General features: G+C 68.1%; 11 protein-coding genes. 4 read left to right on the plus strand and 7 right to left on the minus strand.

What is annotated here, in order from left to right; all coding sequences use genetic code 11:
- Nucleotides 1-144 precede the first annotated feature (144 nt).
- Complete coding sequence (locus tag RTX79_RS15845) at nucleotides 145-3,633, minus strand: Rne/Rng family ribonuclease (RefSeq protein WP_312684717.1); 3,489 nt, start codon at nucleotides 3,631-3,633, stop codon at nucleotides 145-147.
- A gap of 408 nt (nucleotides 3,634-4,041) precedes the next feature.
- Between RTX79_RS15845 and RTX79_RS15850 the strand changes: the two genes are divergently transcribed.
- Nucleotides 4,042-5,016, plus strand: coding sequence for an RluA family pseudouridine synthase (locus RTX79_RS15850; protein WP_312684749.1), 975 nt, complete (start codon nucleotides 4,042-4,044; stop codon nucleotides 5,014-5,016).
- Nucleotides 5,017-5,481: 465 nt separating this feature from the next.
- Here RTX79_RS15850 and zupT read toward each other — a convergent pair whose 3' ends face one another.
- The 3 genes from zupT to RTX79_RS15865 all read right to left on the minus strand — a co-directional run bounded on the left by zupT (nucleotide 5,482) and on the right by RTX79_RS15865 (nucleotide 7,158).
- Complete coding sequence (gene zupT, locus RTX79_RS15855; protein WP_057687183.1) at nucleotides 5,482-6,291, minus strand: zinc transporter ZupT; 810 nt, start codon at nucleotides 6,289-6,291, stop codon at nucleotides 5,482-5,484.
- Between the two features lie 97 nt (nucleotides 6,292-6,388).
- Complete coding sequence (locus tag RTX79_RS15860) at nucleotides 6,389-6,811, minus strand: energy transducer TonB (protein ID WP_312684719.1); 423 nt, start codon at nucleotides 6,809-6,811, stop codon at nucleotides 6,389-6,391.
- Nucleotides 6,812-6,816: 5 nt separating this feature from the next.
- Complete coding sequence (locus RTX79_RS15865; protein ID WP_057687181.1) at nucleotides 6,817-7,158, minus strand: 4a-hydroxytetrahydrobiopterin dehydratase; 342 nt, start codon at nucleotides 7,156-7,158, stop codon at nucleotides 6,817-6,819.
- A 95-nt stretch (nucleotides 7,159-7,253) separates the two neighbouring features.
- On the opposite strand from RTX79_RS15865, the gene RTX79_RS15870 reads away from it, so the two are divergent.
- A complete protein-coding gene (locus RTX79_RS15870; protein WP_057687180.1) occupies nucleotides 7,254-7,853 on the plus strand; it encodes an NfuA family Fe-S biogenesis protein in 600 nt (199 codons plus the stop codon).
- A gap of 10 nt (nucleotides 7,854-7,863) precedes the next feature.
- Nucleotides 7,864-9,660, plus strand: a complete 1,797-nt coding sequence (locus RTX79_RS15875; protein ID WP_312684720.1) for a hypothetical protein — start codon at nucleotides 7,864-7,866, stop codon at nucleotides 9,658-9,660.
- 32 nt (nucleotides 9,661-9,692) lie between these two features.
- Here RTX79_RS15875 and RTX79_RS15880 read toward each other — a convergent pair whose 3' ends face one another.
- On the minus strand, nucleotides 9,693-10,109 hold the full coding sequence (locus tag RTX79_RS15880) for a barstar family protein (RefSeq protein ID WP_312684721.1): 417 nt from the start codon (nucleotides 10,107-10,109) through the stop codon (nucleotides 9,693-9,695).
- Nucleotides 10,106-10,558 carry a ribonuclease domain-containing protein gene (locus tag RTX79_RS15885; RefSeq protein ID WP_309685048.1) on the minus strand — a complete coding sequence of 151 codons (453 nt, stop codon included), beginning with the start codon at nucleotides 10,556-10,558 and terminating at the stop codon, nucleotides 10,106-10,108. The genes RTX79_RS15880 and RTX79_RS15885 overlap by 4 nt, the downstream gene beginning before the upstream one ends.
- A 201-nt stretch (nucleotides 10,559-10,759) precedes the next feature.
- Between RTX79_RS15885 and RTX79_RS15890 the strand changes: the two genes are divergently transcribed.
- On the plus strand, nucleotides 10,760-11,371 hold the full coding sequence (locus RTX79_RS15890; RefSeq protein WP_309685050.1) for a superoxide dismutase: 612 nt from the start codon (nucleotides 10,760-10,762) through the stop codon (nucleotides 11,369-11,371).
- A gap of 82 nt (nucleotides 11,372-11,453) precedes the next feature.
- Here RTX79_RS15890 and RTX79_RS15895 read toward each other — a convergent pair whose 3' ends face one another.
- Complete coding sequence (locus tag RTX79_RS15895) at nucleotides 11,454-12,278, minus strand: endonuclease/exonuclease/phosphatase family protein (RefSeq protein ID WP_312684722.1); 825 nt, start codon at nucleotides 12,276-12,278, stop codon at nucleotides 11,454-11,456.
- Nucleotides 12,279-12,298: the final 20 nt, after the last annotated feature.

Here is a 12,298-nt window from a genome sequence, read left to right on the forward strand (position 1 = left end):
GTGAGGACCGTTGGTCCTGGTGGGTGACGACCGTTGGTCGTCACGCCTTTGCCGCTGCGCTCGCCGAGCACGGCTCGGCGCTACCGGCACATAAAAAAACAGCGGCCCGAAGGCCGCTGTTTTCGTTTGCACCACGGCAGGGGGTCAGCCCTGCGGCAGCTTGCCCGGCTTGGCCTTGTCATCCTCGGCTTCCGATTCGGCGTCCGCTGCCGGCTGGGCCACGACTGCAGCCTGGGCGGCGGCATCGGTGCCACCGGCCAGGATGGCCGGCTCGGCGGCTTCGACCGCTTCGACCACGGCCGGTGCAGCAACCGCAGCCGGCAGCGGAGCGGCAACCGGCGCCACGACCGGCTCGACCGCCGCGGATGCGGTGACGGCCGGAGCCTGCGGCGCAGCGGCATCGATGGCATCCAGCATGCTGGTCTGCACCGGTGCCGGCTGTGCTGCAATGGCGGCAGGCTTCGGCGCTTCGGCTTCGGCCTGGACGGCCTCCACCTTGGGCGCTGCCTGCGGCACCGGCTGCCAGCTCGGCGCCTGCTCGGCGGCGGCCGGCACTGCCGCAGCGGGTGCTGCAGCGACGGGCGCTTCAACCTTCCGCGCGTCGGCCTGCACCGGCGTGACGGCATCGTGCTGCGGACGGTCGATCTCAGCGGCCACTGCCGGCGGGGCCGCTGCCTCGACCTTCGGGGCGTCGACCTTCGGAGCCTCCACCTTCGGAGCTTCCACCTTCGGGGCCTCGGCCTGAGCGGTTTCCACCTTCGGGGCCTCGACCTGAGCGGTTTCCACCTTCGGGGCCTCGACCTTCGCGGCTTCAACCTTCGGCGCTTCCACGGCCTTCGGGGCTTCGACCACCGCGGCGGGCGAGGCGGTCAGCGCGCTGGCGGCAGCCGGCACGATGGCAGCGGTCGCCAGCACGGCAGCTGCACGCTTTTCGCGTTCGGCCGGAGCCGGCGCGTCGCCTTCGTCATCGAAGTCGAACTCAGGCTGCGGACGCGTCGAGGCGGGCTCGCGCTTTTCCGTACCGGCCGCATCGGCCAGGCCGGAGACCGCAGCCACGTCCTGCTCGTCGGCGTCATTGTCGTCTTCGTCCGAATCGTCATGACCCAGCGAATCAGTGGCGGTGCCTTCCGCATTGCCACGACGACGACGACGTCCGCCACGACGACCACGACGACGGCGCGAACCGCCCTCGCCATTGCCGTCCTCAGAGGCCGGCGCGCTGATGCCGTCGGCACCTGCTTCGGTGCCCACCGCAGTCACTACTTCCGCTTCGGCATCGGTCACGGCAGCGTGGATCGGTGCTGCTGCTTCCGTTGCCTGCGGCGCCGCCGGCGTGGCAGCGACCGTGTCGGCCACTTCGCCGCGCAGCTGCTGGTTGGCCAGGCGCGATGCGGCGGCCGCATCGGCGGCTGCGTCCACGCCCATCGGCACGGTTGCCGCGGCAGCGGCGGCGGCGATGTCGTTGCCGTCGCGCTGCGGCTTGTCGCTTTCCTGCGGACGCGGCTGGCGCGGCTGCTTCACCTTCGGCTGCTGCTGGCCCTGTGCCGGCGCCTGGGCCTGCTCGGTGCGCTCGCCACGCTCATTGCGCTGCTTGCCACCCTGCTGGCCCTGTTCCTGGCGCTGCTTCGGCTGCTGCTGGCCATTGCCGTTGCCGGCCTGCGCGTTGGCGGCGGCCACGACCTGCGCGTTGCCGCCCTGGCCGTTGCCCTGGCGGCGCTCACCACGCTCACCACGTTCGCCTCGTTCCTTGCGGCCCTGGCCCTGTGCCTGCGGGGCGCCGTTGCCGGCGCTGCGGCTGTCGTCGCGGCGGTCCTTGCGGTCCTTGCCGTTGCGATCCTTGCCGTTGCGGTCCTTGCGGCCATGTTCAGCGCCGTTCGAACGTGCGGCCGGTGCCGGAGCCGGTGCGGCAGCCGGCTCGCCACCGAAGATGCGCTTGAACCAGCCGACCACGCCGCCGGTAGCGGCCGGTGCAGCGACCGGAGCAGCCACGGCAACCGGCGCAGGCTGCGGCGCGGCTTCTTCGCGGATCGGGGCCGGCGAATTGTGCTGGACCTGGGTCACGGCCGGCGGCGGAATGTTCAGCTGGCCCTTGGTCAGGGCATGCACCGGCAGCTTGCGCGGGGTGCCACGCTGGTAGCTCGGCTTGCCGCTTTCCTCACCCAGCTCGTTCTCGCGCAGGCGGGTCACGGTGTAGTGCGGGGTGTGCAGCTGTTCGTCGGCCACGATCACGATCGGGGCTTCGTGGCGCGCTTCGATTTCACGCAGGGCGCTGCGCTTTTCGTTGAGCAGGTAGTTGGCGATCTCGACCGGGGCCTGGACCAGCACCTGCCCGGTGTTCTCCTTCATCGCATGCTCTTCGGCGACGCGGATGATCGACAGCGACAGCGATTCCACGCTGCGCATGCGGCCGTGGCCGTCGCAGTGCGGGCAGACCAGCTGGCTGGATTCGCCCAGGCTCGGACGCAGGCGCTGGCGGCTCATTTCCAGCAGGCCGAAGCGCGAGATGCGGCCGACCTGCACGCGGGCACGGTCGTACTTCAGCGCCTGGGCAAGGCGGTTTTCGACCTCGCGCTGGTGCTTGTTGGAGGACATGTCGATGAAATCGATCACCACCAGGCCGCCGAGGTCGCGCAGGCGCAGCTGGCGGGCCGCTTCTTCGGCCGCTTCCAGGTTGGTCTGGAACGCGGTGTCCTCGATGTCGCTGCCCTTGGTGGCGCGCGAGGAGTTCACGTCGATGGCGGTCAGTGCTTCGGTCTGGTCGACCACGATCGAACCGCCCGACGGCAGGCGCACGTTGCGCTCGTAGGCGCCTTCGATCTGCGACTCGATCTGGAAGCGGTTGAACAGCGGGATGTCGTCGGTGTAGTGCTTGAGCTTGCGCAGGGTCTGCGGCATCACCTGCTGCATGAACTCGCGGGCGTGCTGGTACATCTCTTCGGTGTCGACCAGGATCTCGCCGATGTCCGCGCGCAGGTAGTCGCGCAGGGCGCGCACGATCAGCCGCGATTCCTGGTAGATCAGGAACGGGGCGGGCTTGCTCAGCGCCGCTTCGGCGATGGCGCGCCACACGTTCAGCAGGTAATCCAGGTCCCACTGCAGCTCTTCGGCATCGCGGCCGACGCCGGCGGTGCGGATGATCACGCCCATTTCGTCGGGAATGTTCAGCTTGTCCAGCGCGTCCTTCAGCGCGGCGCGGTCTTCGCCTTCGATCCGGCGCGAGACGCCACCGGCGCTCGGCGAGTTCGGCATCAGCACCATGTAGCGGCCGGCCAGCGAGATGAACGTGGTCAGGGCAGCGCCCTTGTTGCCGCGTTCATCCTTGTCGATCTGCACCACGATTTCCTGGCCTTCGCGCAGGAGCTCCTTGATGCCGGCCTTGTTGTGGTCGACGCCGGCCTGGAAATAATCGCGGGAAATTTCCTTCAGCGGCAGGAAGCCATGGCGGCCACCGCCGTATTCGACGAAGGCGGCTTCCAGCGAGGGCTCGATGCGGAAGATCCGGCCCTTGTAGATATTGGACTTCTTCTGTTCCTTGGCCGGCTGCTCGATGTCGATGTCATACAACGACTGGCCATCCACGATGGCGACACGCAGTTCTTCGGCCTGCGTGGCGTTGATCAGCATTCGCTTCATTGTTGCGTTCCTCGCAAGCGGCTACCGCGCGGAACGCCATGGAGTTTCGCCTCTGGATACGGCTGGCCGCCCATTCGCGCAGGCGCGGGGAGGGTGGCCCGGGTTTCCAGCGCTACGACACCACGGCAGGCCGCGGGAGCGCTCTTGTTATCTGGTTTTTGGGTGTTGCGGGACCGGCGGCAGCTGTCAGCCTAAACTGGAGCGCCACACGGGACATGTTCAGCGCGACTGCGTGTCAGGCAATCGGCGATGGCCGGGAGCGCCGGTGAGCCGCTAACATGGCCGCCCCGGGGGCGGTGGTCGCGCACTGTGCCGGATTCGTTGGAAGACAGGCTTCTGGCCCGGAGTAACTTCCAACGAAATCAATCCCTTATCTCGCCGCCCGAGTGTAACAGAATAAACAGGCTGATGACTGCTCAAGACCCCGCAAAGCCCAACTCCGACAAGCCTTCCGTGCGCATGATCACCGTTCCCGATGACCGGGCGGGACAGCGGCTGGACAATTTCCTGCTCGGACAACTGAAAGGGGCACCGCGCAGCCTGGTCTACAAGCTGGTCCGCAGCGGCCAGGTGCGGGTCAATGGCGGCCGCGCCAAGGCCGAACGCAAGCTGGAGGGCGGGGAGGTGATCCGCATTCCTCCAGTCCATCTCAGCGAGGAGGGAGACAAGGCTGGCCCGCCGGAATCGTTCATGCGCCGGCTGGAGCAGGCCATCGTCTTTGAAGACGAGCGTCTGCTGGCCCTGAACAAGCCCTCCGGGGTGGCCAGCCATGGCGGCAGCGGGATCAGTTTCGGTGCCATCGAAACGCTGCGGGCGCTGCGTCCGGGCAAGACGCTGGAGCTGGTACACCGGTTGGACCGTGACACCTCCGGGCTGCTGATCGTGGCCAAGAAGCGTTCGGCGCTCAGCGAGCTGCAGGCGCTGCTGCGCGAGGACCATGGTGCCGGCATCCGCAAGAAATACCTGACGTTGCTGGCCGGGCGCATGCCCGACGGCACCATGACGGTGGATGCGCCGCTGCACGTGGGCCTGCGCCAGGGCGGGGAGCGGCACGTGCAGGTGAATGCGATCGGCAAGCCGTCGATCAGCCATTTCAAGGTGCTGGAGCGCCGCGGCGGCCATTCCTACTGCGAGGTGCGGATCGAAACCGGGCGCACCCACCAGATCCGCGTACATGCGCAGCACCTGGGTAATCCGGTGGCCGGTGACGACAAGTACGGCGATCCGGTCGTCAACAAGCGGTTTCGTGAACAGATCGGGCTGAAGCGGCTATTCCTGCATGCGGCTTCACTGGAATTCGCGCTGGACGCAGGCAAGACCCCTTACGTGTTGAACGCGCCGCTGGCCGAGGAACTGGTCGAGGCGCTGGATCGGTTGAAGTAGGTCGGCGAACGGCGGAGCCCCTCGCGGCGGGTGGTTTTCGAGCTGCATCCCCGGTTGGGCCGGGCGGGCGGGGTATGCGGGGCACGCGCAAGTACGTCCATGTAGCTCTTCGCGGCTCCTGCCGCTCAAGGCCCCGCATACCCCACCCGCCCGGCCCCTGACAGATTTCGGGGCCCTTCCGCCGCGTAATGAAAGATTGGAGGCAGGGGTCAGAGTCCTTTCGCGCAGCGAAAGGACTCTGACCCCGTTTTTCTTTTTTTCACGCGGCTGGCAGCCACGGAACCTGTCCGGGGGCCGGGCGGTGGGGCTGGGCGGGGGCGTAGAGCGCCATGGATGGCGCGAATCGAGGCCCGCATGGATGCAGTTTTTGCCGTCCCCCGACCAGCCCCACCGCCCGGCCCAGCCCCGGATGCACCTCCCGCAGAACGCCACCCGCGAGGGGGTTTCACCCGTTCGCCAACCCACTCACCACTTGAACAGCACCAGGCTCAAGGCCAGGGTCATCATGCCAGCCACCAGGCCGTAGACCGTTTCGTGACCCTTGGCGTAGCGCTTGGCCGCCGGCAGCAGCTCGTCCAGCGCCAGGAACACCATCACGCCGGCGATCAGCCCGAACACCCAGCCGAAAGTGGCGTGGTTCAGCGAGCCGGACAGCAGGAAATAGCCGATCGCCGCACCGATCGGCTCGGCCAGGCCGGACAGCAGGCTGGCCGCGAAGGCGTAGAACTTGTTCTGCGTGGCGAAGTACACCGGCACCGCGATGGCGATGCCTTCGGGGATGTTGTGGATCGCGATGGCGAAGGCCAGCGGCATGCCCACCGAGGGACTCTCCAGCGTGGCGAAGAACGTCGCCAGGCCTTCCGGGAAGTTGTGCGCGGTGATCGCCACGGCGGTCAGCAGGCCGACCCGCTTGATGTAGGCCTTGTTGTCGGCGCGGAAGCTTGGATCCTTGGCGTCCAGGCTTTCGTGCGGGTTGGGGATCAGGTGGTCGATGCCCATGATCACCAGGATGCCCAGCAGGAAGGCGAGGGTGCCATAGGTGAAGCCGAGGCGCGGATCGTAGGCCTGGGTGAACGAGTCGATCGACTTGTTGAGGATCTCCGACAGCGACACATAGACCATCGCACCGCCAGCGAAGGCCAGGCCGAAGGCCAGCAGGCGCGGGTTGGGGCGCTTGGCGAAGAGCACCATCAGGCTGCCCAGCGCGGTCGCCAGGCCAGCCGCCAGGGTGACCGCCATGGCGATCCAGACATTTTCAGTAGAAATCTGCAGCATCTGCCGGCGCGATCCTTCAGGTAGCGATCGCCCCGCTCAGGCGGGGCGTTGGGGAGGGAAGGCGGGCGCAGGCTGGCCTTGGTGGGTAAAGCAGGAATCAGCCGCCGCGGCGCAGGCGTTCTTCCACCGCGAAGCACTCATCCGGGCGCGGCTGTGGCGGGTTGAAGCTCACCGGCACCTGGATCGTGGCGGGAATCTTCTGGCCATTGCGGCTGGCGGCATTGAACTGCCAGCCCTGCACGGCCGTGCGCGCCTGTTCGTCCAGTTGCGGGTTGCCGCTGCTGGTCAGCTGTGACACGTCGGTGGGCTTGCCTTCCACCCCGACCACCACCTTCAGCGTGGTGGTGCCGCCCACGCCGCTGCAGGCCAGTTCGATCGGGTACTGCGGCGGCGGGGTCTTCACTGCGGCCACTTCGGTGGGCGGGGTGGCCGGTGCGGCCGGGGTCGCGGGCTGGCCGGAACCACCGCAGGCGGTCAACAGCGTGGCGACCAGGGGCAGGGTCAACAAGCGCAGGGTCATGGCAGTCACTCCGTCAGGGCCGATGCTTTGGCAGCGCAGATGAAATCGTTCTCGCTCAGCCCGCCCACGTCGTGGGTGGAAAAGCGCACCACGGCGCGGTCGTAATGCACCCCCAGGTCCGGGTGGTGGTCCTCGCCATGGGCGATGAAGGCCAGCGCATTGACGAAGGCGAGGGTGTGGTAATAGTCCTTGAAGCGGAAGGTGCGCTGCAGCGCCTGGCCGTTTTCAACCAGCTCCCAGCCGGGTACCTGCGGCAGCAGCTCGGCCAGCCGGGCCTGCCCCAGGCGGTGCTCGTTGCCCCGGCGGGGGATGCAATGGGCCTGTACCAGCGGGACCAGATCGTTCATGGAATGCTCTACCTCTGAAATCGTTGACTGAACATTGCGCGGTCCAGTGTATAAACCGAATGATCGCGTAACAGGTACTTCGTTAGAATAGCGCCATGATCCAGATCTCCGACACCGCCCAGACCCATTTCCGCAAGTTGATCGAACGCGAAGGCGTGCCCGGCATGGGCGTGCGCGTGTCCGCGGTCGACGCCGGCACCCCCCGCGCCGACGCCCGCCTTGAGTTCGCCGAACCGGCCGACCTGCTCGGCGACGAGTGGGCGGTGGACTGCGATGGCTTCACCTTGTACGTGGCTTCGGACAGCGTGGGTTGGCTGGACGGCGCCGAGATCGACATCGTCACCGGCAATGCCGGAGGCCAGCAGCTGACCATCAAGGCACCGCGCATCAAGGGTGAAGCACCCGGCGACGCGGCCTCGCTGGTGGAGCGCGTGCATTGGGTTGTCGAAAACGAAGTCAATCCGCAGCTTGCCTCGCATGGCGGCAAGGTCGCGGTGCAGGAAGTGTCTGCCGACGGCGTGGTGCTGCTGCGCTTCGGCGGCGGCTGCCAGGGCTGCGGCATGGCCGATGTCACGTTGAAGCAGGGAATCGAGAAGACGCTGATGGGCCGGGTTCCGGGCATCACGGCCGTGCGCGATGCCACCGACCACGATAGTGGGCAGGCGCCGTACATGCCGCGCGGCAACGTCGCCTGACGCCCGCTGCGTGCCGTCATCCCGGGCTGCACAGTGGATCGAGGCCCTGCTGGCACGCCAGCAGGAGCCGCCCATTCTCGAAAAGAAGACCGGCCTGCCCTATGGGTGGGCCATCTGGCTGCGCGCGCGTCCGCCGCTGCCGCGGCCCCAGCATGCGCGTGAGGTGGTCGCGGTGCTGCTGCCGCGGCCGTTGCCGGCCGCCGGTGGGCGCCTGCCTGGACTGACGATGTGGCAGGCGGTGCGCCGCCTGGGGTGGCAGCAGTGGGACCCGGCGCCGCGCGACCAGCGCTGGATGCGCTGGACCTCCGCCGTCGCCAGCCTGCTGCTGCACGTGCTGTTCGCCGTCCTGCTGCTGTGGGTGGCGTTGGTGCGTTCTTCGCAGCCGGATAACCAGGGCGGAGAAGGCGAGCGGGTGCAGGTCGAGTTCATCGGCCAGGGCGCGCAGGAAGGTGGCGGCGACCAGCCGGGCAGCGATGCGGCGGCGGCTGAGACCGGCGCAGCGGCAGCCGCGGCGCCGGCCGAACCTGCCGCCGCCCCGTCCGAAGCACGGGACAGCGCGCCGACAGCATCGACTGCGTCGGCGCAGCCTGCACCGGTTGAAGCCGCTGCGGCGCCGCCGAGCGCATCCGAACCGGCGCCTGCCGAACCGGCGCCACCGGCAACGGCGCCGCCACTGCCGACACCGCCGATCCAAGCCACCGAGGTCGCCGAGGCGACCACCGATTTCGTGGTGCCGCCGGTCAGTGTGCCGCGCACCGAAGTCACCGTGGTCCCGCGCCAGGCGGCGCCGTCGGTCCGCGAACGCGAGGTGCAGATCGTGCAGGCCCCGGCCGTGGTCACGCCGCGTCCGGTCACGCCCGTGCGTACTCGCACGCCGCAGGAAACCACGGTGCAGGTGCGTGAGCGCGAGGTCGCCCTGGCCGTGGAGGCACCAACCCCTCTGCGGATACCGCAGGCCGAGGTAGCGGTGCAGGTAACGCCGCGGGATCCAACCGCCGTGCGTGAGCGCGAAGTGGCCACCGTGACCGCCCCTGCCGTCAGCGTGCCGACCCTGCCGGGGCGCGAACCGGTGCTGCGCACGCGTCCCAGCAGTGAACCGACGGTGCGCGAACGTGCCGTCGCCCCTGCCAGCGCCGCCGCCAGTGCACCCGCACGCGCGCCGACCACCGCCGCTGCGCAGGCGTCTTCTTCTTCGTCATCTTCGACTGCGCCTGCCACCGCACCTGCGGCCACCGCGACCTCGTCGCGCGCGCCCGGCCAGGCCGGTGCGCAGGCGCGGCCGACGCCCGGCAACTGGGCCACGCCGGCGCGTGGCGATGACTGGGGTGCGTCCAACCGGGATCGTCCCGGCAGTAGTGCGGGAGCTCAGGCCAACCGCGATGCCGGGCAGGGCACCGGTGTCTTCAACGCCGACGGCAGCGTGCGCGTTCCCGGCCAGGACGGCGCCGGCACTGCCGATCGCGGCGCCCCCGGTGGCGACAACGATGGGTGGACCCGCGACCGCATAGCGCAGTCCGGCACCTGGCTCAAACGGCCGCCGTATGACTACACCCCGACCTCGTTCGACAAGTACTGGGTGCCCAATGAATCACTGTTGGCGGAATGGGTCCGGCGTGGCGTGCAATCGGTGGAAATCCCGCTGCCCGGTACCAGCACGAAGATCTCCTGCGTGATCTCGGTGCTGCAGTTCGGTGGCGGCTGTGGCCTCAACGATCCGAACATGCAGGACCAGCCGGCCATCGCGCGTCCGCCGCCGGACATTCCGTTCAAGAAAGAGCTGCAGGAAGACAACGGCAGCATCCGCTGACCCCTGCCGTGCGGCGCGCGCCGTGCGGCAGCTCAGCGTTCGCTGGACAGGAACGCCCACATCGGCACGTCCTGCGCGGCCCAGTACTGGCTGGCCTCGTCGAGGATGTCCAGCAGGGTGTCGAAGCTGCCGGTGTCCTGCGCACGCAGCGCATCGATGCGATCCAGGAACAGCGCATGCCCGCCATCGGCACGCAGCCACGACAGGTCGCGCAGGTTGTCCGACAGCGCGTCCCAGTTGCCGCCGGAACCGGTCGGGAAATCCAACTGCGCGGCGAGCCGGGCCAGCAGGGTGCGCTTGTCCGCGACCCCTTCCAGGTCGACCCGGCGCACCTGCAGGCCGGCATCGCGCATCGCCGCGGCGAGTGCGGCTTCGTCGCCTTCGCCGATCGCATACACGCCGGCATTGTTGAGGTCGTGCAGGCCCAGGCCGAAGGCATCGTGGGTCATGGCGCGGTCCCTTCTGCAGGTACGTTGAAGCTGCGGAAGCTTTCGTAATGATCGCTGGTGTAATACCAGGCATCGGGTGGCTGACCGCCGGTGATGATGCGGCGTGCACCCCGGTTGCCGGCGCCCGGCGTTTCCACGGTGTACTCGCGGTAATAGCCGCGCTCGCGTTGCGGCAGACGCTGTTCGCGGTTGCCGAACACGCTGCCGTCCTGGCGGTGCGGGAACGGTCCGCCACGCTGGATCAGGGTGATCGTGTGGCGTGCTTCGGCGGGCAGGAAACCGGGCAGTTCGCCGTCACCGGCGATGGCCGCCGGCCGGGCAACGCTTGCCGGCGCGCCGGACAGGCTGGGCGCGAACTGTGGCTTGGCCGGGCGCTGCAGGAAATGATTGCCCAGCAGCCCGAGCAGCAGCAGGGCGATGGCGGTGATCAACAGCCGGGGATTGCGCATGGCGAAGGGCAGGCGTGGGGACGGCGCCCACTGTAGCGCCGCGGGCCTGCATCGTGCATGAGGGCCGCCGCTGTCGCACGACGGTCACCTGCAGGACGAAGTTTCCTTTACATCCCTCTTGGTAATCTTCACGCCAGTCCCCATCATTTACTGCGCACCACCTGGCGCCTGCCAGGTCCCCAAGCTACGAGGAGATGCACCATGGCCTACACCCTGCCCAAGCTGTCCTACGCCTATGAAGCCCTGGAGCCGCATATCGACGCGGCCACCATGGAGATCCACCACACCAAGCACCACCAGACCTACATCAACAACGTCAACGCAGCGCTGGAAGGCACCGAATATGCCGACCTGCCGGTGGAAGAGCTGGTCAAGAAGCTGAAGTCGCTGCCGGAAAACCTGCAGGGCCCGGTGCGCAACAACGGTGGCGGCCATGCCAACCATTCGCTGTTCTGGACGGTGATGGCGCCCAATGCCGGCGGCAACCCGGTGGGTGACGTGGCCAAGAAGATCGACAGCGATCTCGGCGGTTTCGACAAGTTCAAGGATGCCTTCACCAAGGCTGCGCTGACCCGCTTCGGCAGCGGCTGGGCCTGGCTGAGCGTTACCCCGGACAACAAGGTCGTGGTGGAAAGCACCGGCAACCAGGACAGCCCGCTGATGGAAGGCAACACGCCGATCCTCGGCCTGGACGTCTGGGAGCATGCCTACTACCTGAAGTACCAGAACCGTCGCCCGGAATACATCGGCGCGTTCTTCAACGTGATCGACTGGAATGAAGTCGAGCGTCGTTACCAGGAAGCGGTTGCCTGATCGCAACAGCGCCACGGTAAACAGCAGAAAGGCCGCGCCCTCAAGCGCGGCCTTTTTCTGTTGCACGACCGCCGGCGTCGGCTCAGCCGGCCGGCGCCTGCAGGCGCAGCACCGCCATGACACCCAGTGGCAGCACCGGCATATCGCCTTCGACCGGCAGTTCGATGCGCTGCTGGCGCTTGCCGCTGAAGGATTTGACCTGGAACAGCACATCCAGCCCGTGGCTGTCGATGTTGCCGTTGCCGTTGCCCGCGCCCGGCTTCTCCACCCTGGCCGACGGATTGCGCCGCGCTGGCTGGAAACCGGGCATGCCACGCACCACGTCGCTGCTGCTGGCGGCAAAGTCACCCGCCACCAGGCTGGGGTGGCCATCGGACGTAGCGGCGATCCAGGTCATCAGGTCATTGGCCTGGTGCTGGCGACTGGCCGCGGTATCCGGCTCGGGGCGCAACCGCGCCACGTAGATGTTGACCTGGCCCTCGCCGACCGCAACGCGCATCATGCCCGCCGCACTGTAGCGGCCGGGCGGGTGCAGCAGGGTGACGCCGTCTTCTTCCACGCGCAGCCGGCTGAGCATCGCGCTGCCGTGGCGCTGGGCCTGGCTGGGCGGATCGGCGGTGATGAAATCGCAGCTGTAGCGCAGGCGGCTGGCCAGCCAGCACGCTGGATTGCGCCTGCCCTCCTGCAGCACCTGCTGCACGGTGATCACGTCCGGTTGCAGCGTGGCCAGCAGCTGGGCGATGGCTTCGCGACGGTGTACCCAGGCCGGATCCTCCTGCGCGGGGAGCTGCAGGCTGGCCACGCTCAGTTCGGCCAGCGGCGTTGCCGCCGCCGGCTGTGCACGGACCACCAGAGGAGCCAGCAACAGGCCAACGCACAGCAACAAGGGGAAAGGGAGGGCGCGCATAACGATAAGTTTACGCTTGC

This window comes from Stenotrophomonas chelatiphaga (assembly GCF_032054965.1).
Lineage (GTDB): Bacteria > Pseudomonadota > Gammaproteobacteria > Xanthomonadales > Xanthomonadaceae > Stenotrophomonas > Stenotrophomonas chelatiphaga.

Excerpts from the sequence above, each read along its gene's own strand:
- RTX79_RS15850 (WP_312684749.1), top strand. The coding sequence starts at position 4,042 with ATGACTGCTCAAGACCCCGCAAAGCCCAACTCCGACAAGCCTTCCGTG.
- RTX79_RS15890 (WP_309685050.1), top strand. The coding sequence starts at position 10,760 with ATGGCCTACACCCTGCCCAAGCTGTCCTACGCCTATGAAGCCCTGGAG.
- RTX79_RS15845 (WP_312684717.1), bottom strand. The coding sequence starts at position 3,633 with ATGAAGCGAATGCTGATCAACGCCACGCAGGCCGAAGAACTGCGTGTC.
- RTX79_RS15895 (WP_312684722.1), bottom strand. The coding sequence starts at position 12,278 with ATGCGCGCCCTCCCTTTCCCCTTGTTGCTGTGCGTTGGCCTGTTGCTG.
- RTX79_RS15870 (WP_057687180.1), top strand. The coding sequence starts at position 7,254 with ATGATCCAGATCTCCGACACCGCCCAGACCCATTTCCGCAAGTTGATC.
- zupT (WP_057687183.1), bottom strand. The coding sequence starts at position 6,291 with ATGCTGCAGATTTCTACTGAAAATGTCTGGATCGCCATGGCGGTCACC.
- RTX79_RS15880 (WP_312684721.1), bottom strand. The coding sequence starts at position 10,109 with ATGACCCACGATGCCTTCGGCCTGGGCCTGCACGACCTCAACAATGCC.
- RTX79_RS15885 (WP_309685048.1), bottom strand. The coding sequence starts at position 10,558 with ATGCGCAATCCCCGGCTGTTGATCACCGCCATCGCCCTGCTGCTGCTC.
- RTX79_RS15860 (WP_312684719.1), bottom strand. The coding sequence starts at position 6,811 with ATGACCCTGCGCTTGTTGACCCTGCCCCTGGTCGCCACGCTGTTGACC.
- RTX79_RS15865 (WP_057687181.1), bottom strand. The coding sequence starts at position 7,158 with ATGAACGATCTGGTCCCGCTGGTACAGGCCCATTGCATCCCCCGCCGG.